Source organism: Streptomyces sp. NPDC043427, assembly GCF_056436655.1.
The window spans coordinates 42,446-65,416 of sequence record NZ_JBWKCC010000031.1 but is presented as its reverse complement, the minus strand read 5'-3'; the positions used below and the strand labels follow the sequence as shown (position 1 = coordinate 65,416).

The following is a 22,971-nucleotide window of genomic DNA, read 5'->3' as shown; positions in this document are numbered from 1 at the left end:
TCGAGCGATCGCTCGCTTACTGGTTGTACGGACCGTAGTCGTAGTCCTCCAGCGGAACGGCCTGGCCGGAGCCCGTGCCGAACGGCGAGTAGTCGATGTCGTCGTAGCCGACGGCCGAGTACATCGCGGCCTTGGCTTCCTCGGTCGGCTCGACCCGGATGTTGCGGTAGCGGGACAGACCCGTACCGGCCGGGATGAGCTTACCGATGATGACGTTCTCCTTGAGGCCGATCAGGGAGTCGGACTTGGCGTTGATCGCCGCGTCCGTGAGGACCCTGGTCGTCTCCTGGAAGGACGCCGCCGACAGCCACGACTCGGTCGCCAGCGAGGCCTTGGTGATACCCATCAGCTGCGGACGGCCGGAGGCCGGGTGGCCGCCTTCCTGGACCACACGACGGTTCTCGGTCTCGAACTTCGAGCGCTCGACCAGCTCGCCGGGCAGCAGCTCCGCGTCGCCCGACTCGATGATCGTCACACGGCGCAGCATCTGGCGGATGATGATCTCGATGTGCTTGTCGTGGATCGACACACCCTGCGAGTTGTAGACCTTCTGGACCTCGCCGACCAGGTGGACCTGGACCGCGCGCTGACCGAGGATCCGCAGCACGTCGTGCGGGTTGGTGGCACCCACGGTGAGCTTCTGGCCCACCTCGACGTGCTCGCCCTCGCTGACCAGGAGTCGGGCACGCTTCGAGATCGGGAACGCCGTCTCGTCGCTGCCGTCGTCCGGGGTGACGACGATCTTCTTGGTCTTCTCGGTCTCCTCGATCCGGATGCGGCCCTGGGCCTCGGAGATCGGGGCGACACCCTTCGGGGTACGGGCCTCGAAGAGCTCGACGACACGCGGCAGACCCTGGGTGATGTCGTCACCGGCCACACCACCGGTGTGGAAGGTACGCATCGTCAGCTGGGTACCGGGCTCACCGATGGACTGGGCGGCGATGATGCCGACCGCCTCACCGATGTCGACCAGCTTGCCGGTGGCCAGCGAACGGCCGTAGCACATGGCGCAGGTGCCGACGGCGGACTCGCAGGTCAGGACCGAGCGGGTCTTGACCTCCGAGACGCCGTTCTTGACCAGCTCGTCGATGAGCACGTCACCGAGGTCGGTGCCGGCCGGGGCCAGCACCTTGCCGTCGACGACGATGTCCTCGGCGAGGCAGCGCGCGTACACGGACGTCTCGACGTCGTCCGCCTTGCGCAGGACGCCGTCGGCGCCGCGCTCGGCGATGGAGAGCCGCAGACCGCGCTCGGTGCCGCAGTCCTCCTCGCGGATGATGACGTCCTGCGACACGTCCACCAGACGACGGGTGAGGTAACCCGAGTCGGCGGTACGCAGGGCGGTGTCCGCGAGACCCTTACGGGCACCGTGCGTGGAGATGAAGTACTCCAGCACGGAGAGACCCTCACGGAACGACGCCTTGATGGGCCGCGGGATCGTCTCGTTCTTCGCGTTCGACACAAGACCACGCATACCGGCGATCTGACGCATCTGCATCATGTTGCCTCGTGCACCCGAGTTCACCATCATGAAGATCGGGTTGGTCTTCGGGAAGTTGTCGTTCATCGCCTCGGCGACCTCGTTGGTCGCCTTGGTCCAGATCGCGATGAGCTCCTGCGTGCGCTCGTCCTTGGTGATCAGACCGCGCTCGTACTGCTTCTGGACCTTCTCGTCCTGCGCCTCGTAGCCGCGGACGATCTCCTTCTTCGCCTCGGGAACGACGACGTCGGAGATGGCCACGGTGACGCCGGAACGGGTGGCCCAGTAGAAGCCGGACGCCTTCAGGTTGTCGAGCGTCGCCGCCACGATGACCTTGGGGTACCGCTCGGCGAGGTCGTTGACGATCTCGGAGAGCTGCTTCTTGCCGACCTCGTAGTCGACGAACGGGTAGTCCTCGGGCAGCAGCTCGTTGAAGAGCGCACGGCCCAGGGTCGTCCGCAGACGGAACGAGTCACCCTGCGTCCACTCGGGCTCGCCCTCCTCCTGCGCCGGCGGGGTCCAGCCGCGCGGCGGGATGGTGCCCACCGGGAAGCGGATGTCCACGCGCGACTGCAGCGAGAGCTCACCGGCGTCGAACGCCATGATCGCCTCGGCGACGGAGGAGAAGGAACGCTCCTCGCCCTTCACCTCGCGCATCTCGCCGTCGGTGGTGAGGAAGAACAGACCGAGGACCATGTCCTGGGTCGGCATCGTCACCGGACGGCCGTCGGCCGGCTTGAGGATGTTGTTCGAGGACAGCATCAGGATGCGGGCCTCGGCCTGCGCCTCCGCGGACAGCGGCAGGTGCACGGCCATCTGGTCACCGTCGAAGTCCGCGTTGAACGCGGTGCAGACGAGCGGGTGGATCTGGATGGCCTTGCCCTCGACCAGCTGCGGCTCGAAGGCCTGGATGCCGAGGCGGTGCAGGGTGGGAGCACGGTTCAGCAGAACCGGGTGCTCGGCGATGACCTCTTCGAGGACGTCGTACACGACCGTGCGGCCGCGCTCCACCATGCGCTTGGCGCTCTTGATGTTCTGCGCGTGGTTCAGGTCGACCAGACGCTTCATCACGAACGGCTTGAACAGCTCCAGCGCCATCGCCTTCGGCAGACCGCACTGGTGCAGCTTCAGCTGCGGACCGACGACGATCACGGAACGCGCGGAGTAGTCCACACGCTTACCGAGCAGGTTCTGACGGAATCGACCCTGCTTGCCCTTCAGCATGTCGCTGAGGGACTTCAGCGGGCGGTTACCGGGACCGGTGACCGGGCGACCACGACGACCGTTGTCGAACAGCGCGTCGACGGCCTCTTGGAGCATGCGCTTCTCGTTGTTCACGATGATCTCGGGCGCACCGAGGTCGAGAAGGCGCTTCAGTCGGTTGTTCCGGTTGATCACACGGCGGTACAGGTCGTTCAGGTCGGAGGTCGCGAAGCGGCCACCGTCCAGCTGCACCATCGGGCGAAGGTCCGGCGGGATGACCGGGACGCAGTCGAGGACCATGCCCTTGGGGCTGTTGGAGGTCTGCAGGAAGGCAGACACGACCTTCAGCCGCTTCAGCGCACGGGTCTTCTTCTGGCCCTTGCCGGTACGGATGATCTCGCGGAGGCGCTCGGCCTCCTCGTCGAGGTCGAAGGACTCCAGGCGCTTCTGCAGCGCCGCGGCACCCATCGAACCGTCGAAGTACGTGCCGAAGCGGTCACGCAGCTCGCGGTAGAGGAGCTCGTCGCCCTCGAGGTCCTGGACCTTGAGGTTCTTGAAGCGGGTCCACACCTCGTCGAGACGGTCGATCTCGCGCTGGGCGCGGTCGCGCAGCTGCTTCATCTCGCGCTCGGCACCCTCGCGCACCTTGCGGCGCACGTCGGCCTTGGCACCCTCGGCCTCGAGCTCGGCCAGGTCGGTCTCGAGCTTCTTGGCACGGCCTTCGAGGTCCGCGTCGCGGCGGTTCTCGATCTGCTGCCGCTCGACGGAGACGTGCGCCTCCAGGGAGGGCAGGTCGCGGGTACGGCGCTCCTCGTCGACGTACGTGATCATGTACGCCGCGAAGTAGATGACCTTCTCGAGGTCCTTGGGAGCCAGGTCGAGCAGGTAGCCCAGACGGCTCGGGACGCCCTTGAAGTACCAGATGTGCGTGACGGGGGCGGCCAGCTCGATGTGGCCCATCCGCTCACGGCGCACCTTGGCGCGAGTGACCTCGACGCCGCAGCGCTCACAGATGATGCCCTTGAAGCGGACGCGCTTGTACTTGCCGCAGTAGCACTCCCAGTCCCGGGTCGGACCGAAGATCTTCTCGCAGAAGAGTCCGTCCTTTTCGGGCTTGAGGGTGCGGTAGTTGATGGTCTCGGGCTTCTTGACCTCGCCGTGGCTCCACTGACGGATGTCGTCAGCGGTGGCCAGACCGATCCGGAGCTCGTCGAAGAAGTTGACGTCGAGCACTATGCGTCAATCCCTCTCAGGGTTGTAAGTCTTGGGGTCTGAAACGGGGGTCCCGGGGCCGGCGGGCCTTTGCCTTTGTGGGTCAAAGGCCCGCCGAACTCCCGTCAGACCTCTTCGACGCTGCTCGGCTCGCGCCGGGACAGGTCGATGCCGAGCTCCTCCGCAGCGCGGAAGACGTCCTCGTCGGTGTCGCGCATCTCGATGGACATACCGTCGCTGGACAGCACCTCCACGTTCAGGCACAGGGACTGCATCTCCTTGATGAGCACCTTGAAGGACTCGGGGATGCCGGGTTCGGGGATGTTCTCGCCCTTGACGATGGCCTCGTAGACCTTCACGCGGCCGGTGACGTCGTCGGACTTGATGGTCAGCAGCTCCTGAAGGGCGTAAGCGGCGCCGTAAGCCTCCAGCGCCCACACCTCCATCTCGCCGAACCGCTGGCCACCGAACTGGGCCTTACCACCCAGCGGCTGCTGGGTGATCATCGAGTACGGACCGGTCGAACGGGCGTGCAGCTTGTCGTCGACCAGGTGGTGGAGCTTGAGGATGTACATGTACCCGATGGAGATCGGGTCCGGGAACGGCTCGCCGGAGCGGCCGTCGAACAGCCTCGCCTTGCCGGTCGGCTGCACCATGCGCTCGCCGTCGCGGTTCGGGATGGTGTGCTGGAGCAGACCGGCGAGCTCGTCCTCGCGGGCACCGTCGAAGACCGGGGTCGCGACGTTGGTGCCGGGGGCGACGGAGTCGGCGCCGATGACCTGCAGACGCTGCGCCCAGTCGTCGGCGAGACCGGAGACGTCCCAGCCACGGCTGGCGAGCCAGCCGAGGTGGATCTCCAGAACCTGTCCCGGGTTCATTCGGGACGGCACACCGAGCGGGTTGAGGATGATGTCGACCGGGGTCCCGTCCTCGAGGAACGGCATGTCCTCGATGGGCAGGATCTTGGAGATGACACCCTTGTTGCCGTGACGGCCGGCGAGCTTGTCACCGTCGGTGATCTTGCGCTTCTGCGCCACGTACACGCGCACCAGCTGGTTCACACCGGGGGGAAGCTCGTCGCCCTCCTCGCGGTCGAAGACGCGCACACCGATGACCTTGCCGGTCTCGCCGTGCGGCACCTTCAGCGAGGTGTCACGGACCTCACGGGCCTTCTCACCGAAGATCGCGCGCAGCAGGCGCTCCTCCGGCGTCAGCTCGGTCTCACCCTTCGGGGTCACCTTGCCGACGAGGATGTCACCGGCGATGACCTCGGCACCGATACGGATGATGCCGCGCTCGTCGAGGTCTGCGAGGACCTCCTCGGAGACGTTCGGGATGTCCCGGGTGATCTCCTCGGGGCCGAGCTTGGTGTCACGGGCGTCGACCTCGTGCTCCTCGATGTGGATCGAGGAGAGGACGTCGTCCTGCACGAGGCGCTGCGACAGGATGATCGCGTCCTCGTAGTTGTGACCCTCCCACGGCATGAACGCGACCAGCAGGTTCTTGCCGAGCGCCATCTCGCCGTTCTGGGTGGCCGGACCGTCGGCGAGGACCTGGCCCTCGATGATCCGGTCGCCCTCGTTGACGATGACCTTCTGGTTGACCGAGGTGCCCTGGTTGGAGCGGGCGAACTTGGCCAGCCGGTACGTGATGTACGTGCCGTCGTCGTTGGCGGTGGTGATGTAGTCCGCGGAGACCTCCTGGACCACACCCGCCTTCTCGGCCTTGACCACGTCGCCGGCGTCGACGGCGGAGCGGTACTCCATGCCGGTGCCGACGAGCGGGGACTCGGACTTGATGAGCGGCACGGCCTGACGCATCATGTTCGCGCCCATGAGGGCACGGTTGGCGTCGTCGTGCTCGAGGAACGGGATCATGGCGGTCGCGACCGACACCATCTGGCGCGGCGAGACGTCCATGTAGTCCACGTCGTCACCGGCGACGTAGTCGACCTCACCGCCACGGCGGCGGACCAGGACGCGGTTCTCGGCGAAGCGCATGTCGTCGTTGAGCGTGGCGTTGGCCTGCGCGATGACGAAGCGGTCCTCCTCGTCGGCCGTCAGGTAGTCGACCTCGTCGGTGACGACACCGTCGGTGACCCGGCGGTACGGCGTCTCCACGAAACCGAACGCGTTGACGCGGCCGTAGGAGGCGAGCGAACCGATCAGACCGATGTTGGGGCCTTCGGGCGTCTCGATCGGGCACATGCGGCCGTAGTGAGACGGGTGCACGTCACGGACCTCGAAGCCGGCCCGCTCACGGGAGAGACCACCCGGGCCAAGAGCCGACAGACGGCGCTTGTGGGTGAGACCCGACAGCGGGTTGTTCTGGTCCATGAACTGCGACAGCTGGCTGGTGCCGAAGAACTCCTTGATGGAGGCGACGACCGGCCGGATGTTGATCAGCGTCTGCGGCGTGATCGCCTCGACGTCCTGAGTCGTCATGCGCTCGCGGACGACGCGCTCCATACGCGCCAGACCCGTACGGACCTGGTTCTGGATGAGCTCGCCGACGCTGCGCAGACGACGGTTGCCGAAGTGGTCGATGTCGTCGGTCTCGACGACGATCGTCTGACCGCTGTCGGCGGTCGTCTCGGTCTCACCCGCGTGCAGCTTCACCAGGTACTTGATCGTCGAGATGACGTCCTCGACGGTCAGGACGCCCGCGTCGAGCGGAGCCTCCGCACCCAGCTTCTTGTTGACCTTGTAGCGGCCGACCTTGGCCAGGTCGTATCGCTTGGGGTTGAAGTACAGGTTCTCCAAAAGCGTCTGCGCGGCCTCACGCGTGGGGGGCTCGCCCGGACGCAGCTTGCGGTAGATGTCGAGCAGCGCGTCGTCCTGCCCCTGGGTGTGGTCCTTCTCCAGGGTGGCGCGCATGGACTCGTACTCGCCGAACTCCTCGAGGATCTGCTCGGTGGTCCAGCCGAGCGCCTTCAGGAGGACGGTGACGGACTGCTTGCGCTTGCGGTCGATGCGGACACCGACCATGTCGCGCTTGTCGATCTCCAGCTCCAGCCAGGCACCCCGGGACGGGATGACCTTGGCCGAGAAGATGTCCTTGTCGGACGTCTTGTCGATGCTGGAATCGAAGTAGACACCCGGCGAACGAACCAGCTGCGACACCACGACACGCTCGGTGCCGTTGATGACGAAGGTGCCCTTGTTGGTCATGAGCGGGAAGTCGCCCATGAAGACCGTCTGGGACTTGATCTCGCCGGTCTCGTTGTTGGTGAACTCGGCCGTCACGAAGAGCGGGGCGGCGTACGTGAAGTCGCGCTCCTTGCACTCGTCGATGCTGTTCTTCGGCGGCTCGAAACGGTGGTCGCGGAACGTCAGCGACATCGACCCGGAGAAGTCCTCGATCGGAGAGATCTCCTCGAAGATCTCCTCCAGACCGGACTTGGTGGGGACGTCCTGACCGGACTCCAGAGCCGCCTCGACCCGACTCTGCCAGGCGGTGTTTCCGAGCAGCCAGTCAAAGCTCTCGGTCTGCAGCGCGAGCAGGTTGGGAACCTCGAGGGGCTCCTTGATCTTTGCAAAGGAGATGCGCAGCGGGGCGGTGCTGGCAGCGTTGTTCGTATTCGCGATCGAGGCGTTGCGCGAGGCGGCCAAGAGGGGGTCCTTCCGAGGGCTCGGACTCACTACGCGCGTACCGGCCCCTCTCTTGCGCACAGAGACAGAGATCCCAGGTGAGGGGTCTTCTGATCGTCCGGACTCAAGTGAGGGCATGCCCCTGGTGACGGGCAGGGGACAGCTAACAGGCAGCGCAAAGGGTCAGTGTAGCCACTTGGCACACTGATGTCCAGTGCGGGTTTTTCGAGACCCTCGTTGTTCTCAACGCCCTCGGTCTGCTTGCCCTCAACGCACGGTGATACTGCCCTCTTCGCCGTCGATCCATGCCTCGGAACCCGGATCGTTGTGACGACGCGTCCTGAGAATTGCGCGCTGCGTGCGGTTCGTCAAGGCCCCCCAGCCCGAACCCGGGGCACCCGGAGACACAACGAAGATCACCATACCCCTCGGCAACCGAGGTGCAAGGTAACCGTGGCCGACCCCCGAGAAACGCCGAAGAGCGACCACCCGGATGGATGATCGCTCTTCAGTGCGTGAGCGTTACAGCCCTAGAGGGCTGTTTCTGCCTTCGCGAAGGTCTTACTTGACCTCGACGGAGGCGCCGGCGCCCTTGAGGGACTCGGCGGCCTTCTCGGCGGCGTCCTTGGCGACCTTCTCGAGAACGGGCTTCGGGGCGCCGTCCACGAGGTCCTTGGCCTCCTTCAGACCCAGGGAGGTCAGCTCGCGCACGACCTTGATGACCTGGATCTTCTTGTCGCCGGCACCGGTGAGGATGACGTCGAACTCGTCCTTCTCCTCCGGGGCCTCGACGGCGGCGGCCGGGCCGGCCGGAGCGGCGGCGACCGCGGCGGCGGCGGTGACGTCGAACTTCTCCTCGAAGGCCTTCACGAACTCGGAGAGCTGGATGAGGGTCATGCCCTCGAACTCGGCGAGCAGTTCGTCCTGGGTGAGAGCCACGATGGCTTTCCTTCCACTAATTCGGCTGGTGCCGGATGTACATGTCTGGCGGGCGTACGTTCGGCCCGCTGTGACCGTCGCCTCAGGCGGCGGTCATTGCGCGAGCCGAATTACTCGGCACCGCCCTGCTCGTCCTGCTTGGCGCGAAGCGCGTCCACGGTGCGGACGAGCTTCGACGGGAGCGCCTGGAAGACCTGAGCAGCCTGCGTCTGCTTGCCCTTCAGGGCGCCCGCCAGCTTGGCGAGCAGAACCTCGCGGGACTCGAGGTCCGCGAGCTTCTTGATCTCGTCGGCGGACAGCGCCTTGCCGTCAAGGACACCGCCCTTGATGACGAGGTTCGGGTTGTCCTTGGCGAAGTCACGAAGACCCTTCGCCGACTCCACCGGGTCACCGGTGACGAAGGCGACCGCCGTCGGACCGTTGAACAGGTCGTCGAGCGTCGAGATCCCGGCCTCGTTGGCCGCAATCTTGGTCAGCGTGTTCTTCACCACGGCGTACTGGGCGTTCTCACCGAGCGAACGGCGCAGCGTCTTGAGCTGCGCCACGGTGAGACCCCGGTACTCGGTCAGCACGGCGGCGTTCGAGCTGCGGAACTGCTCCGTCAGCTCGGCCACCGCGGCAGCCTTGTCGGGCCTTGCCATGAGCGTCGGCCTCCTTCCGGGTGAATGACGACCGCTCGGAAGGGGCTGGGGTAAACGAAACGCCCCGGCGCAGGCGCACGGGGCGTAGCTCGACCGGGCGGTCGCACGCACATGGGCGGCGATCTCCGGGAGCGACTTCCACTGTCACCTGCGCGGGTCGTCCGCTGTTCAGCGGATCCTTCGGCCACCGGGCCCTCTCACGAGCGCACGGCAACGACCAGCGGTCTTTGGCTTCTGTAGGAGAGTACGTGAACGGGTCCCCGTCGAGCAAATCCGCCCGTACGGGGCCCGGGCTCAGGCCTTGTCGAGGTCCTTCATCATCTCGGCCAGGTCCATGGTGTCCTTCGCGGGCGGCGCCGTGATGGTGACCGGCTTGTTGAGGTCGAGGAAGGTGAGCGTCATGTCGAGCTTGCCCTTGTCGGCGTCGCCGCGCATGCGGAACCGCTTGGTGTGATCGTCACCGTCGACCCACATGTCCATGACGAAGCTGTCGACGCCCATGTCCTCGTACTGCTTCATGCTCTTCTCGCGGCGCTCGCGAGTGGCCTTGTCCTTGCCCTTGAAGGTGTCGCGTATGTCATCGAGGGTGACGGTGCCCTTGTAGTGGGTGGTCTTCACCCCGTCGATCGTCTCGGCGCCGACCTTCTCGACGTCCTTGGCGCCGCTGAGGAAGGCAACCTCCGAGGTCGGGTTGCGGTCGGCCTGGGCGAGGCCCTTGGCGTCGGACTTCATACCCTTGTCGGCGCCGCCCAGCTCGGAGGCGCCGAGCTTCATCCAGCTCTTGCCGTCCATCTCACCGGCGACCGCGTCGCCGCCGATGTAGAGCGCCTTGCCGATGATCCGCATCTCCACCGTGCCCTTGACCTCGGGGTCGTCGGGCATGCTGATCTTCATGCTCATGGCCAGGGGCTTCATGCGCATCGCCGCCTCGGCCTCGACGTGGCCCTCCCCCGGTATGTCGCCGCTCATCTCGTAGCGCAGCGAGCTGATCGCCTCGGTCTTCTTCGCCGCCTTGGCGACGGCCGCCACGGGCGACATGGCGGGCGACTCCTCCGAGCCGCACCCCGTCGCGCCGGCGGCGAGCAGCAGGGCGGCCAGCCCGGCGCCCGCGGCGCGGGCGTGCGCGGGACGAGCGTGCACCGGACGACGTACGGCAGTCTTCATCGATTCCCCCCAGGAAACGCACGGCTGGCACACAGCCAGCCGGAGCCGTGAGCCTATCCCAGGAGAATCGAACAGTCCTGTGATTAACGATCCTGTGCTTTCTGGGGGATCAGCAGGATCGGCGGGATCAGGACGTGACGCCGCCCTGCTTCTTCAGCAGGGCCTGGAAGTCCTCCGTGTCACCCGCCGGCGGCTCCTGCGCGGAGACCTTCACGCCGTAGTCGCTGTAGTACGCGGTCTGGGTGAGCTCGCCGGTCGCCATCTCGCCCTTCTCGATCTTCTTGACCAGCAGGTCCTGGTCGTTGACCCAGATGTCGATGGTCTCGGTGCTGACGCCGGCCTGTTCCAGCTGCTTCCTCAGGGCGGCGAGCTGGCTCGCGCTGAGGTTGGAGTTCTTGGCGGCCAGGTCGGCGACCTTCACCGTGCCCGCGTAGTGGGTGGTGTGCACGCCACGCACCGTCTCCTCGCCGACCCTCTTCACGTCCCCGGAGGCCAGCAGCAGCTTCACCGACTGGTTGGGCGTGGTGTTCTGCATCTGGTCCTTGAGGTACGCGCCGGAGCTGCCGGCGAGCTTCTCCAGGTCGTCGTACGCGTACCGGATCCAGTGCTTGCCGCCCGCCTGCTGGGCGAACTTCTCGCCCATCTTCGCGTAGTACGCGTCGGGCAGGTACCGGGCCTCCATCGACGTGGTGCCCAGCTGCTTGCGCATCGTGTCGGCCACGGTGCCGCCTGTGTACGTGAGGGTGAGGTTGCCGCCCAGGCCGTCGCTCCAGGAGAGGGCGCCCTCCGCCTTCAGGGACATCATCGAGCCCATCACGGTCGTGGCCTCGACCTTGGCGGAGTCGGCCTTGTCCGTGGACTGCTCGGCGGAGCGCAGGGCGGCTATCGGGTCGGCGTGGGTCGTGCCCTTGCCCGCCGCCTTGCCCTCGTCCTGCTTGCCGCCCCCGTCCGAGCCACCGGAGGACGAACAGGCGGCCAACCCGGTCAGCGCGGCCGCCACCGCGAGCGACAGGGCCGCGCGCCGCGCACTCGTGCTCTTCATTTTTGTCCCACCCCTAAGCGATTGCTGTGGTCGCACGCTAACCCAGGGCACTGACAGCCGTGTCCATGGGCCACACAAGAGCGCACAAAGAAAAGGACGGGCCCCGCACCTCGAGAGGTTGCGGGGCCCGCCCTTCCTGACGCGTTCCGAACGCGGCTACCGGGGTGAGCGCGGGGCTCAGACGGCGGCCGGGTCCTCCTCCACGAGGAGGTTACGGGTGCGGTTCGGGTCGACCGGGATGCCGGGACCCATGGTGGTGCTGACGGCGGCCTTCTTGATGTAGCGGCCCTTGGCGGCGGACGGCTTCAGACGGAGGATCTCCTCCAGGGCCGCGCCGTAGTTCTCCACCAGCTTGTCGTCCTCGAACGAGGTCTTGCCGATGATGAAGTGCAGGTTCGAGTGCTTGTCGACGCGGAACTCGATCTTGCCGCCCTTGATCTCGGTGACGGCCTTGGCCACGTCGGGGGTGACGGTGCCGGTCTTCGGGTTCGGCATCAGACCACGCGGACCGAGCACGCGGCCGAGGCGGCCGACCTTGCCCATGAGGTCCGGGGTGGCGACGACGGCGTCGAAGTCCAGGCGGCCCTTGGCGACCTCGTCGATCAGTTCGTCGGAGCCGACGATGTCGGCGCCGGCGGCCTCCGCGGCCGCAGCACGGTCACCGGTCGCGAAGACCAGGACCCGGGCGGTCTTACCGGTGCCGTGCGGAAGGTTCACGGTGCCACGGACCATCTGGTCGGCCTTGCGCGGGTCGACACCCAGACGGAAGGCGACCTCGACGGTGCCGTCGAACTTGGTCGTGGAGGTCTCCTTGGCGAGACGGACGGCCTCGAGCGGGGCGTAGAGCTTCTCCCGGTCGACCTTGGCGTCCGCAGCGCGGAGAGACTTGCTGCGCTTGCTCACTACTGCTCCTGTGTGTTCTGAAGGAGTCGTGGTACGGGCCGAGCAGGCCCTTCCACGTGCGGCCGAGGCCGCATTACTTCTACGAAGGTGGGGGTCAGCCCTCGACCGTGACGCCCATGGAACGCGCGGTACCGGCGATGATCTTCGCGGCGGCGTCCAGGTCGTTGGCGTTGAGGTCGGGCAGCTTGGTCTGGGCGATCTCGCGGACCTGCGCCTCGGTGATCTTGGCGACCTTGGTCTTGTGCGGCTCGCCGGAGCCCTTCTCGATGCCCGCGGCCTTGAGGATCATCTTGGCGGCCGGAGGCGTCTTGGTGATGAAGGTGAAGGAGCGGTCCTCGTAGACCGTGATCTCCACCGGGATGACCCAACCGCGCTGCGACTCGGTCGCGGCGTTGTAGGCCTTGCAGAACTCCATGATGTTGACGCCGTGCTGACCCAGCGCGGGGCCGACCGGCGGAGCCGGGTTGGCCGCACCGGCCTGGATCTGGAGCTTGATGAGCCCCGTGACCTTCTTCTTCTTGGGAGGCATTGCTCTCCGGTTCCTCTCTTCGGGTCCTACCTGCGCTCAGATTGCTCTTCTGGACGCAGGCATACCGCACAACGATAACGGGTATAGATGCGCGGCCAAAAACCGAGCAGGTCAGGCGGTCGCTCGCGCGCGATGCCTGACCTGGTCGGAGGCGTATCTTCCGGAAGAAGCTAGTTCTTCTGGATCTGCTCGAAGCTCAGCTCGACCGGGGTCTCGCGGCCGAAGATCTCCACGAGGCCCTTGACCTTCTTCGAGTCGGGGTTGATCTCGTTGATGGTCGCCTGCAGCGTGGCGAACGGGCCGTCGGTGACGGTGACCGAGTCACCCACCTCGAAGTCCAGCACCTGGACCTCGACCTTGCGCTGCGGAGCCGGCTTGCCCTCGGCCTCGGCGGCCTCGCGGGCGGCCTTCTCCTCGGCCTCCGGGGCGAGCATCTTGACGATCTCGTCCAGCGTCAGCGGGTACGGGTCGTAGGCGTTGCCCACGAAACCGGTGACACCCGGGGTGTTGCGGACGACGCCCCAGGACTCGTTGGTCAGGTCCATGCGCACCAGGACGTAGCCGGGAAGCTTGTTCTGGCGGATGGTCTTGCGGTCGCCGTTCTTGATCTGGACGACCTCTTCCTGCGGCACCTCGGCCTGGAAGATGTAGTCCTCGACGTTCAGCGAGACGGCGCGCTGCTCGAGGTTGGTCTTCACGCGGTTCTCGTAGCCGGCGTAGGTGTGGATGACGTACCACTCGCCGGGCAGGGTGCGCAGTTCCTCGCGCAGGGCCTCGATGGGGTCGACGGGCTCGGACTCTTCCTCGGACTCCTCCTCGGGCGCCTCTTCCGCGGCGACCTCGTCCTCGTCCTCGTCGTCGTTCTCGTCCACGACGGTCAGGGCGGCCTCCTCGGCCGGCTCCCCCGCTTCGGCCTCGGCAGCCTCGAACTCGTCCTGCTCGTCCGCGCCCTCGACGATGTCGAGCTCGTCATCGACCGACTCGTCGGGCTCGATGGCGTCGTTCAGGTTCGGGTCAGACACGATGGCTGCTTCTTCCTGGATACATAGGGGTGGAACATGCGAAAAGGGGCGCCGGGTACCTCGGCGCCCTTCGCTCTAGGCTCAGCCGAAGACGTACTTGGCGGCGTGGCTGAGTCCATAGTCAATCACGGTCACAAGGCCGATCATGATGACGACGAAGACGATCACAACGGTCGTGTACGTCGTCAGCTGATTACGCGTCGGCCAGACGACCTTGCGAAGTTCAGCGATAATCTGACGATAAAAGAGCGCGAGGCGCTTCAGCGGGCCCTTCTTGGCGCGCTTGCCGCCCTTACGAGCCTTCTTCTTGGACTCGGGCGCCTCGTCCTGGGCATCAGGCGTATCGATGGAGCCCACGGCGTCCGCCATTCGTCCTCACCTGTTCCCGGGTCGTGGCCGTGCCGCGCCCGGTCTGAGCCGCACGGCGGTGCATTACTGTACGTACATGCGCACACATCCTGGCGAAGGTGTGTGTAGCAGGGCCGGAGGGACTTGAACCCCCAACCGCTGGTTTTGGAGACCAGTGCTCTACCAATTGAGCTACGACCCTTTGTGTGTCCCCAACGTACCGCATCCGACCGAGTGCTCGGTGTGCACCGGTGGCACGGCTGTTGGAGGCCAACGAGGTGAGAGTGTACGTGTTCCTGAGCGCCTCGTCGAACAGAAAGTGGCCGTTCGGCCCCCGCGACCGGAGGATCGGCGGGCGGGAGGGGCAAGATCGCCCAGGCCACTGCCCGGTTTTCGGACACTTGTTCAGGACCTGGTCCGGTGCTGTTCAGTCTGTGAAACCCGCGTGCCCGGGGAGTTTCCGGTCTGAAACGATGGGGCCCATGAGCGCTGCAATCCCTCCCACCGAGCGCCGGGTCTCCGCCCGCATCGGCGCGATCTCCGAGTCCGCGACCCTTGCCGTGGACGCCAAGGCGAAGGCCCTCAAGGCCGCCGGGCGTCCGGTGATCGGCTTCGGCGCGGGTGAACCCGACTTCCCGACGCCCGACTACATCGTCGACGCCGCGATCGAGGCCTGCAAGAACCCCAAGTACCACCGCTACACGCCGGCCGGCGGCCTGCCCGAGCTGAAGGCCGCGATCGCCGCGAAGACGCTGCGCGACTCCGGCTACGAGGTCGACGCCTCCCAGGTCCTGGTGACCAACGGTGGCAAGCAGGCCATCTACGAGGCGTTCGCCGCGATCCTCGACCCGGGCGACGAGGTCATCGTCCCGGCGCCGTACTGGACGACGTACCCGGAGTCGATCCGCCTCGCCGGCGGTGTCCCGGTCGAGGTCGTCGCCGACGAGACCACCGGGTACCGCGTCTCCGTGGAGCAGCTGGAGGCGGCCCGCACCGAGAACACCAAGGTGCTGCTGTTCGTCTCCCCCTCCAACCCGACCGGCGCGGTCTACACGCGCGCGCAGATCGAGGAGATCGGCCGCTGGGCCGCCGAGAAGGGCCTGTGGGTCCTGACCGACGAGATCTACGAGCACCTGGTCTACGGCGACGCGGAGTTCCACTCCCTGCCGGTGGTCGTGCCCGAGCTGGCCGACAAGACCATCGTGGTCAACGGTGTCGCCAAGACGTACGCGATGACGGGTTGGCGCGTGGGCTGGGTCATCGGCCCGAAGGACGTCGTCAAGGCCGCGGCGAACCTGCAGTCGCACGCCACGTCGAACGTGTCCAACGTGGCCCAGGTGGCCGCCCTGGCCGCCGTCTCCGGCGACCTGGACGCCGTGGCGAAGATGCGTGAGGCCTTCGACCGGCGCCGCAAGACGATCGTGCGGATGCTCAACGAGATCGACGGCGTGGTCTGCCCGGAGCCCGAGGGCGCGTTCTACGCCTACCCCTCGGTGAAGGGGCTGCTCGGCAAGGAGATCCGCGGCAAGCGCCCGGCGGACACCGTCGAGCTGGCCGCGCTGATCCTGGAGGAGGCCGAGGTCGCGGTCGTACCCGGCGAGGCGTTCGGCACCCCGGGCTATCTGCGGCTGTCGTACGCCCTGGGGGACGAGGACCTCGTCGAGGGCGTGAGCCGGATCCAGAAGCTGCTGGCGGAGGCGAAGGCCTGAGGTCTCGACATGACGGCCCCAGCCCACTCGGTTTGAGTGGGCCGGGGCCGTTGTTCTGTGCGAGCAAGACCACTAAAGGTGAATCGGCTACCGGGACGGCCGCGACGTACGGCAGGATCTTCGGATGGAGCGTGTACGTGATGTCTCTGACCTTCCGAAGGCCCATCTGCACCTGCACTTCACCGGTTCGATGCGGCCCGGCACCGTGCTGGAACTGGCCGACAAGTACGGCGTGCACCTGCCCGACACGCTGACGGAGGCGCTGACGAGCGGGGAGCCGCCGAAGTTGCGGGCGACGGACGAGCGGGGCTGGTTCCGCTTCCAGCGCCTGTACGACGCCGCCCGGTCGTGCCTGCGGGAGCCGGAGGACATCCAGCGCCTGGTCCGCGAGGCCGCCGAGGAGGACGTGCGGGACGGCTCGGGCTGGCTGGAGATCCAGGTGGACCCGACGTCGTACGCGCCTCGCCTGGGCGGTCTGATCCCCGCTCTGGAGATCATCCTGGACGCCGTGGAGACGGCGTCGCGCGACACGGGCCTGGGCATGCGGGTCCTGGTGGCCGCGAACCGGATGAAGCACCCCCTGGACGCCCGCACGCTGGCCCGGCTGGCCGTGCGCTACGCCGACCGGGGTGTGGTCGGGTTCGGGCTCTCCAACGACGAGCGCCGGGGCATGGCGAGGGACTTCGACCGTGCCTTCGCGATCGCGCGGGAGGGCGGCCTGCTGTCCGCGCCGCACGGCGGTGAGCTGACCGGCCCCTCCTCGGTCCGCGACTGCCTGGACGACCTGCACGCGCACCGCATCGGCCACGGCGTACGGGCGGCGGAGGACCCGCGCGTGCTGAAGCGCCTGGCGGAGCGGGGCGTGACGTGCGAGGTGTGCCCCGCGTCGAACGTGGCCCTGGGGGTCTACGAGAAACCCGAGGACGTCCCCCTGCGCACCCTCTTCGGGGCAGGCGTCCCCCTGGCCCTCGGCGCCGACGATCCCCTGCTGTTCGGCTCCCGTCTGGCCGCCCAGTACGACATCGCCCGCCGCCACCACGCCTTCACCGACGAGGAACTCGCCGAACTCGCCCGCCAGTCGGTACGGGGCTCGGCGGCGCCGGAGGACGTGAAGAACAAGCTGCTGTCGGGTGTGGACGACTGGCTGGCGCAGCCGGGCCAGGGGCCGTACTAGAGACTGACGCCGACCGTCACGGGTTCGTTGACCAGCGTGATCCCGAACGCCTCGCGCACCCCGGCGACGACCTCGCGGGCCAGCGCCAGCAGGTCTTCGGTGGTCGCTTCCCCCCGGTTGGTGAGGGCGAGCGTGTGCTTGGTGGAGATGCGGGCGGGGCCGCTGCCGTAGCCCTTGGTGAAGCCCGCCTTGTCGATCAGCCAGGCGGCGGAGGTCTTGGTGTGCCCGTCTCCGGCCGGGTAGGCGGGCGGTACGACATCGTCGCCCAGGCACTCCTTCACGCGCGCGTGGAAGACGGCGAAGTCGGCGTCGGTGAGGATCGGGTTGGTGAAGAACGATCCGGCCGACCAGGTGTCGTGGTCCTCGGGGTCCAGCACCATGCCCTTCCCCGCGCGCAGCTTCAGCACGGTCTCGCGGGCGTCGGCGAGCGGCACGCGGTCGCCGGCCTCCACGCCGAGCGCGCGGGCGGTCTCGGCGTACTTGAGGGGCGCCGACAGTCCGCCCGCGTCCTCCAGCTCGAAGCGGACGCGCAGAACGACGTACCGCTCGGGGTCGGCCTTGAAGCGGCTGTGGCGGTAGGAGAAGGCGCACTCGGCGTTCGTCAGGGTGACCGTCTCACCCGCGTGGCGGTCGTAGGCGATCACCTCGGTGATCGTGGAGGAGACCTCCTGGCCGTACGCCCCCACGTTCTGGATCGGCGTCGCACCGGCCGAACCGGGGATGCCGGCCAGGCACTCGACGCCGGCCAGCCCCGCCTCGACGGTCCGGGCCACGGCGTCCGTCCACACCTCGCCGGCCGCGAGTTCCAGACGCGTGCCGACGAGCTCGAACCCGCGCGTGGCAACGCGCAGAGCGGTCCCCGCGAAGCCCTTGTCGCCGATCACCAGGTTCGACCCGCCCCCGACGACCAGCAGCGGTGTCCCGGCGGCGTCGGCCTCGCGCACGGCGTCGATCACCTCGGCGTCGGTCGCGGCGGTCAGCAGCCGGGTCGCGGGCCCACCCAGCCGGAAGGTGGTCAGCGGAGCGAGAGGGGCATCGTGGAGTTCCAACACGGGCCCAAGACTACGAGACGCCACTGACGCCACAGACGCCGAGAAACAGGCGAAGGCGCCGGGAAACAGCGAAGGCAAGGAGGTCAGCCACTCCTTGCCACTCTCAACTTATAGCGCACCGGGGGGCTTGCGGCAAGGCCCCGGTCGTACCGGAGAATCACCGGCCGAAGCGAGGACCTGCGCAAACAAATGGGGGTTGTGATGATCGACGTCATCATCGCGGGCGGTGGACCGACCGGCTTGATGCTGGCCGCCGAGCTGCGGCTGCACGGTGTGCACGTGCTGGTGCTGGAGAAGGAGGCGGAGCCGACCAAGGTGGTCCGCGCGCTCGGACTGCACGCGCGCAGCATCGAGGTGATGGACCAGCGGGGTCTGCTGGAGAGGTTCCTCGCGCTCGGCAAGCAGTACAGGGTCGGCGGTTTCATCGCCGGCATCGACAAGCCCTGGCCCGATCGGCTGGACACCGCTCACGGGTACGTCCTCGGCATCCCGCAGCCTGTCACCGATCGTCTGCTGTCCGAGCACGCCACCGAGCTCGGCGCCGAGATCCGACGCGGCTGCGAGCTGGCCGGGCTGCGCCAGGACGATAACGGGGTCACGGCCGAGCTGGCTGACGGCACACGGCTGCGCTCGCGCTACCTCGTCGGCTGCGACGGCGGCCGCAGCACGGTGCGCAAACTGCTCGGTGTCGGCTTCCCCGGCGAGCCCAGCAGGGTCGAGACGCTGCTGGGGGAGATGGAGATCGGCGTGCCGTGGGAGACGCTGACCCCCGTGATGGCCGAAGTCCGCAAGATCCAGAAGCGGTTCGGCTTCGCACCCTTCGGGGAGGGGGTATACCGCGTCGTCGTGCCCGCCGAGGGAGTGGCCGAGGACCGCACGGTCCCGCCCACGCTCGAGGATTTCAAGCAGCAGTTGCGGGCCGTCGCGGGCACCGACTTCGGCGTGCACTCGCCGCGCTGGCTGTCCCGCTTCGGCGATGCCACCCGGCAGGCCGAGCGCTACCGTGTCGGCCGGGTACTGCTGGCCGGCGACGCCGCGCACGTCCACCCGCCGACCGGCGGTCAGGGCCTCAATCTCGGCATCCAGGACTCGTTCAACCTCGGCTGGAAACTGGCCGCCGAAGTCGCCGGCTGGGCGCCCGAGGGGCTGCTCGACAGCTACGAGACCGAACGGCACCCAGTGGCCGCGGCCGTGCTGGACCAAACCCGGGCGCAGATGCAACTGATGTCCACGGAGCCGGGGCCGCAGGCGGTGCGCCGGCTGGTGGCGGAGCTGATGGACTTCGAGGAGGTCAACCGCCACCTGATCGAGAAGATCACCGGCATCGGCACCCGCTACGACTTCGGCGAGGGCCACGAACTCCTGGGCCGGCGACTGCGGGACGTGGAGCTGAAGCGGGGGCGCCTCTACGGGCTGATGCACGGCGGCCGCGGACTGCTGCTCGACCAGACCGGCCGGCTCTCGGTGGCCGGTTGGGAGGACCGGGTCGACCACGTCGCCGACGTCAGCGAGGAACTCGACGTGCCCGCGGTGCTGCTGCGGCCGGACGGCCACGTGGCGTGGGCCGGTGAGGACCAGCAGGAGTTGCTCGACCGACTGCCCATGTGGTTCGGCGCCGCCGGCTGAGCGGGCGGGAAGAGCCGGCCCACGCGCGCGGGTACGGCCCCGTCCGACAGGGACGGGGCCGTACCCGCGCGCACCGCGCTCAGTGAGCGGCGGTTTCCAGGACCCGGGCCGACTCGGCGTCCCTCACGGCCTGTGCGGCACGCCGCCGCGCGGGAATCAGCAGCGCGGCGACACCCGCGAGCGCCACCACCCCGGCCCCCGTGACCAGCGCCGGCCGCAGTCCGTCCACGAAGGCCTGTCCGCTCTCGTACCCGCCCTGCGCCGAGAAGATCGACGACATGATCGCGATGCCGAGCGCCCCACCCACCTCACGCAGCGCGTTGTTGGCACCGGATGCGATGCCCTGCTCGTGCGGCCGCACGCTGGACATCACCAGGTTCGAGGCGGGGGCGAAGAACAGCGCCATACCGATGCCGCTCATGATCAGGCCGGGCAGTTGCACGGTGTACGAGGCGTCGACGGTGACCACGAAGGCCATCCAGCCGAGCCCCGCGGCCTGGAAGAACAGACCGGTGGCGACGACGGGCCTGCCTCCGATGCGGTCGGAGAGGATGCCGGCGATCGGCGCGACGAGCATCGGCATACCGGTCCAGGGCAGCATCCTGAGCCCCGCCTCGGTGGGCGAGTAGCCGAGCACGCCCTGCAGGTACTGGCTGAGCAGGAAGATCGACCCGAACATCCCGAGGAACATCAGCAGACTCGCGGCGTTGATCCCGGAGAAGGCGCGGGAGCGGAAGAGCCGCATCGGCAGCATCGGGGTCTCGGCGCGGATGCCGTGGTGGACGAAGCCGGCCAGCAGCGCGGTGCCCGCGAAGAGACCGATCAGCACGATCGGGCTGGTCCAGCCGTCGGCCGGCCCGCGCACCAGGCCGTAGACGATCCCGAAGAGGCCACCGCTGGCGAGCAGGGTGCCGGGGATGTCGAGCGGGGCACCGGTTCCGTGGGACTCGGCGAGGCGCAGCCGGGCCAGCGGCAGCAGGGCGAGGCCCAGCGGGACGTTCAGCCAGAAGATCCACTGCCAGGAGATGTGCTCGGTGAGGCTGCCGCCGATGAGGGGCCCGGAGGCGACGGCAAGCCCGTTGACGGCGCCCCAGATGCCGTACGCCATCCCGCGCTTGGCGGCGGGAACGGCGGCCGTGAGCAGGGTGAGCGTCAGCGGCATCAGCACGGCCGCGCCGACGCCCTGCACCGCCCGGGCGGCGATCAGGGAGCCGATGCCGGGCGCCAGGGCCGCCGCGGCGGAGGCTGCGGTGAAGACGGTGAGCCCGGCGAGGAAGAGCCGACGGCGTCCGAAGCGGTCGCCGAGCGCAGCGCCGAACATCAGCAGGACGGCGAAGGTGAGCGTGTAGGCGCTCACCGTCCACTCCAGGTCGTCCAGCGCTCCCCCGAGGTCCTCGCGGATGGAGGGCAGGGCGGTGGTGACGACGAGGTTGTCGAGGGCCGCCATGAATCCGGCGACGCTGGTGATCACGAGGGCCCAGGCGGCTCCTCCGCGACCTGTGGTCGGTGCGGTCTTCTGTGACATCGCTCCCCCAGGGACGATCGACACTGATGATTAGTTATTGATTACTAACTTTTGCGAACAGGGAAAGGCGGCTGCGCCCTTGCCCGTCCGCCCTACTTCTCCAGCCGGCCTGTGTCCCGCGCCGACGGATACATCCCCTCCCACACCCGGTGCTCGGCGGGGAACCCCATGGCCACCAGGCAGTTGATGAGCATCCCGGACGCCAAGAAGTGCGTCGTCTCGTCGATGTCGGCCCCCAGCGACAGGTGGACGGTGTCCCACAGCCGCATCCAGCCCGCGCGCACCGCCGCCCCGAACTCGTGGTCGCCGTCTTGCTCCGCGGCCGCCACGGCGAGGTACATCTGCATCTGCAGCATCAGCTGTTCTGGCTGTTGCGCGATCACCTCGGTGTACGCGTTGGCCATGGCATGCAGGGCCTCTTCACCCTCCAGCCCTTCGGAGGCCTCCCCGAAGGTGCGGATGGTGTCCTCGACGCAGCGTTCGGCCGCCGCGAGGAACATCGCCTTCTTGCTCGGGAAGAGGCGGAAGAGATACGGCTGCGAGACGCCGACGCGCTTGGCGATCGCCTCGGTCGACGTGCCGTAATAGCCACCGCGGGCGAATTCGGCGGTCGCCGCGCGGATGACGCTTTCGCGCCTCTCCTCTGCACTCATCCTCACCACGACGACGAAGTTAGTACTCAATCACTAACCAAGTCAAGGGGTCGCTGTGGAGGCCGCTGTGGAGGGCTCCCGCGTGGGGTGTACGGGTAAGGGGCGCCCGCATGGGCGGACGCCCCTTACTCATGCCCTCATGCCCTCGTGCGCTCATGCCCTCGTGCGCTCATGCCCTCGTGCGCTCATGCCCTCGTGCCCTCATGCCTTCATGCGCCGGTCAGGCCAGCCGTACGACCGCCCGTGACATGCCCAGTACCTTCTGCCCGTCGCTCGTCGCCGTCAGGTCGACCCGCACGGTGTTGTCGTCGAGCTTGGCGCCGACCTTGCCGGTGACCTCGATGACGGCGCCCTGGTCGTCATTGGGGACGACGACCGGGCGGGTGAAGCGGCAGCCGTACTCGACAACGGCGCCCGGGTCGCCGGCCCAGTCGGTGACCACGCGGATCGCCTCGGCCATGGTGAACATGCCGTGCGCGATGACGTCCGGCAGTCCGACCTCCTTGGCGAACTTCTCGTTCCAGTGGATCGGGTTGAAGTCCCCGGACGCGCCCGCGTACTGGACGAGGGTGGCGCGTGTCACAGGGAAGGTCTGGGCCGGCAGCTCGGTACCGACCTCGACCTCGTCGTAAGCGATCTTCGCGGTCATCGCGTCCTCACGCCTCCTCGGCCGCGCGGGCCACCAGCTTGGTCCAGGTGGTCACGACGTGCTCGCCGGCCTCGTCGTGGACCTCACCCCGGATGTCCAGGATGTCGTTGCCCGCGAGGGACTTGATCGCCTCGATGGTCGAGGTGACCGTGAGCCGGTCGCCCGCGCGCACCGGGCGGACGTAGGCGAACTTCTGGTCGCCGTGCACCACGCGGCTGTAGTCCAGGCCGAGCTGCGGGTCCGCGACAGCCTGCCCCGCGGCCTTGAAGGTGATCGCGAAGACGAAGGTCGGCGGGGCGATCACATCGGAATGGCCGAGCGCCTTGGCGGCCTCCGGGTCCGTGTACGCGGGATTGGTGTCCCCCACCGCCTCGGCGAACTCGCGGATCTTCTCCCGGCCGACCTCATAGGGATCGGTGGGCGGGTAGGTCCGCCCCACGAAGGACTGGTCGAGCGCCATGGGCTCGGCACCTCCTGGTTGCTCTACGTTGCTCTACTGACCGGTATGGG

Annotated in this window: 18 protein-coding genes and 1 tRNA gene; 3 read left to right on the top strand and 16 right to left on the bottom strand. The window is 67.7% G+C overall.

The features are described from left to right. Positions 1–16: 16 nt before the first annotated feature. The 11 genes from AC067M_RS35890 to AC067M_RS35840 form a co-directional block, all read right to left on the bottom strand. Positions 17–3,916, bottom strand: coding sequence for a DNA-directed RNA polymerase subunit beta' (locus AC067M_RS35890; protein ID WP_478701221.1), 3,900 nt, complete (start codon positions 3,914–3,916; stop codon positions 17–19). A 104-nt stretch (positions 3,917–4,020) separates the two neighbouring features. Beyond that, positions 4,021–7,506 carry a DNA-directed RNA polymerase subunit beta gene (gene rpoB / locus AC067M_RS35885; RefSeq protein WP_478701220.1) on the bottom strand — a complete coding sequence of 1,162 codons (3,486 nt, stop codon included), beginning with the start codon at positions 7,504–7,506 and terminating at the stop codon, positions 4,021–4,023. A 540-nt stretch (positions 7,507–8,046) separates the two neighbouring features. After that, positions 8,047–8,427 (bottom strand): 50S ribosomal protein L7/L12, encoded by a 381-nt coding sequence (rplL, locus tag AC067M_RS35880; RefSeq protein ID WP_478701276.1) that lies wholly within the window; start codon positions 8,425–8,427, stop codon positions 8,047–8,049. A gap of 107 nt (positions 8,428–8,534) precedes the next feature. After that, entirely contained in the window at positions 8,535–9,065 is a 531-nt protein-coding gene (gene rplJ / locus AC067M_RS35875; RefSeq protein ID WP_016434607.1) for a 50S ribosomal protein L10, read from the bottom strand. A gap of 294 nt (positions 9,066–9,359) precedes the next feature. After that, complete coding sequence (locus tag AC067M_RS35870; protein ID WP_478701219.1) at positions 9,360–10,229, bottom strand: SCO4651 family lipoprotein; 870 nt, start codon at positions 10,227–10,229, stop codon at positions 9,360–9,362. A 127-nt stretch (positions 10,230–10,356) separates the two neighbouring features. After that, positions 10,357–11,271 carry an SCO4651 family lipoprotein gene (locus AC067M_RS35865; RefSeq protein WP_478701218.1) on the bottom strand — a complete coding sequence of 305 codons (915 nt, stop codon included), beginning with the start codon at positions 11,269–11,271 and terminating at the stop codon, positions 10,357–10,359. A gap of 177 nt (positions 11,272–11,448) precedes the next feature. Then, positions 11,449–12,174 (bottom strand): 50S ribosomal protein L1, encoded by a 726-nt coding sequence (gene rplA / locus AC067M_RS35860; RefSeq protein ID WP_393621267.1) that lies wholly within the window; start codon positions 12,172–12,174, stop codon positions 11,449–11,451. Positions 12,175–12,268: 94 nt separating this feature from the next. After that, positions 12,269–12,703, bottom strand: a complete 435-nt coding sequence (gene rplK, locus AC067M_RS35855; protein ID WP_003998857.1) for a 50S ribosomal protein L11 — start codon at positions 12,701–12,703, stop codon at positions 12,269–12,271. Positions 12,704–12,873: 170 nt separating this feature from the next. Next, a complete protein-coding gene (nusG, locus tag AC067M_RS35850) occupies positions 12,874–13,725 on the bottom strand; it encodes a transcription termination/antitermination protein NusG (RefSeq protein WP_478701217.1) in 852 nt (283 codons plus the stop codon). An 81-nt stretch (positions 13,726–13,806) separates the two neighbouring features. Continuing rightward, the gene (secE, locus tag AC067M_RS35845) at positions 13,807–14,094 is read right to left on the bottom strand and encodes a preprotein translocase subunit SecE (RefSeq protein WP_037680499.1); all 288 of its coding nucleotides are present in this window, start codon (positions 14,092–14,094) and stop codon (positions 13,807–13,809) included. A 108-nt stretch (positions 14,095–14,202) separates the two neighbouring features. Continuing rightward, positions 14,203–14,275, bottom strand: a tRNA-Trp gene (locus tag AC067M_RS35840). 280 nt (positions 14,276–14,555) lie between these two features. Between AC067M_RS35840 and AC067M_RS35835 the strand changes: the two genes are divergently transcribed. Together AC067M_RS35835 and AC067M_RS35830 are read left to right on the top strand one after the other, a co-directional pair. Continuing rightward, a complete protein-coding gene (locus AC067M_RS35835) occupies positions 14,556–15,782 on the top strand; it encodes a pyridoxal phosphate-dependent aminotransferase (protein ID WP_478701216.1) in 1,227 nt (408 codons plus the stop codon). Between the two features lie 124 nt (positions 15,783–15,906). Next, positions 15,907–16,956, top strand: coding sequence for an adenosine deaminase (locus AC067M_RS35830; protein WP_478701215.1), 1,050 nt, complete (start codon positions 15,907–15,909; stop codon positions 16,954–16,956). Here AC067M_RS35830 and AC067M_RS35825 read toward each other — a convergent pair. Beyond that, positions 16,953–18,008 carry a UDP-N-acetylmuramate dehydrogenase gene (locus AC067M_RS35825; protein WP_478701214.1) on the bottom strand — a complete coding sequence of 352 codons (1,056 nt, stop codon included), beginning with the start codon at positions 18,006–18,008 and terminating at the stop codon, positions 16,953–16,955. The two genes, AC067M_RS35830 and AC067M_RS35825, sit on opposite strands and share 4 nt — an antisense overlap. 201 nt (positions 18,009–18,209) lie before the next feature. Here AC067M_RS35825 and rox point away from each other — a divergent pair, with 201 nt between their 5' ends. Beyond that, positions 18,210–19,634: a rifampin monooxygenase gene (gene rox / locus AC067M_RS35820; protein ID WP_478701213.1), complete on the top strand. Its 1,425-nt coding sequence runs from the start codon at positions 18,210–18,212 to the stop codon at positions 19,632–19,634. 79 nt (positions 19,635–19,713) lie between these two features. On the opposite strand, the gene AC067M_RS35815 is transcribed toward rox, so the two are convergent. The 4 genes from AC067M_RS35815 to AC067M_RS35800 all read right to left on the bottom strand — a co-directional run bounded on the left by AC067M_RS35815 (position 19,714) and on the right by AC067M_RS35800 (position 22,921). Continuing rightward, entirely contained in the window at positions 19,714–21,159 is a 1,446-nt protein-coding gene (locus AC067M_RS35815; RefSeq protein ID WP_478701212.1) for a DHA2 family efflux MFS transporter permease subunit, read from the bottom strand. Between the two features lie 92 nt (positions 21,160–21,251). Then, positions 21,252–21,821 (bottom strand): TetR/AcrR family transcriptional regulator, encoded by a 570-nt coding sequence (locus AC067M_RS35810; RefSeq protein ID WP_478701211.1) that lies wholly within the window; start codon positions 21,819–21,821, stop codon positions 21,252–21,254. A 211-nt stretch (positions 21,822–22,032) separates the two neighbouring features. Continuing rightward, a complete protein-coding gene (locus tag AC067M_RS35805) occupies positions 22,033–22,461 on the bottom strand; it encodes a MaoC family dehydratase (protein ID WP_478701210.1) in 429 nt (142 codons plus the stop codon). Between the two features lie 7 nt (positions 22,462–22,468). Continuing rightward, positions 22,469–22,921, bottom strand: coding sequence for an FAS1-like dehydratase domain-containing protein (locus AC067M_RS35800; RefSeq protein ID WP_478701209.1), 453 nt, complete (start codon positions 22,919–22,921; stop codon positions 22,469–22,471). Between the last annotated feature and the right edge of the window lie 50 nt (positions 22,922–22,971).

Bases quoted from the DNA above. Each gene is read 5' to 3' on its own strand.
- rplJ (WP_016434607.1), bottom strand. From the start codon at position 9,065: ATGGCAAGGCCCGACAAGGCTGCCGCGGTGGCCGAGCTGACGGAGCAG.
- AC067M_RS35870 (WP_478701219.1), bottom strand. From the start codon at position 10,229: ATGAAGACTGCCGTACGTCGTCCGGTGCACGCTCGTCCCGCGCACGCC.
- AC067M_RS35865 (WP_478701218.1), bottom strand. From the start codon at position 11,271: ATGAAGAGCACGAGTGCGCGGCGCGCGGCCCTGTCGCTCGCGGTGGCG.
- rplK (WP_003998857.1), bottom strand. From the start codon at position 12,703: ATGCCTCCCAAGAAGAAGAAGGTCACGGGGCTCATCAAGCTCCAGATC.
- secE (WP_037680499.1), bottom strand. From the start codon at position 14,094: ATGGCGGACGCCGTGGGCTCCATCGATACGCCTGATGCCCAGGACGAG.
- AC067M_RS35835 (WP_478701216.1), top strand. From the start codon at position 14,556: ATGAGCGCTGCAATCCCTCCCACCGAGCGCCGGGTCTCCGCCCGCATC.
- AC067M_RS35830 (WP_478701215.1), top strand. From the start codon at position 15,907: ATGGAGCGTGTACGTGATGTCTCTGACCTTCCGAAGGCCCATCTGCAC.
- rox (WP_478701213.1), top strand. From the start codon at position 18,210: ATGATCGACGTCATCATCGCGGGCGGTGGACCGACCGGCTTGATGCTG.
- AC067M_RS35815 (WP_478701212.1), bottom strand. From the start codon at position 21,159: ATGTCACAGAAGACCGCACCGACCACAGGTCGCGGAGGAGCCGCCTGG.
- AC067M_RS35805 (WP_478701210.1), bottom strand. From the start codon at position 22,461: ATGACCGCGAAGATCGCTTACGACGAGGTCGAGGTCGGTACCGAGCTG.
- AC067M_RS35800 (WP_478701209.1), bottom strand. From the start codon at position 22,921: ATGGCGCTCGACCAGTCCTTCGTGGGGCGGACCTACCCGCCCACCGAT.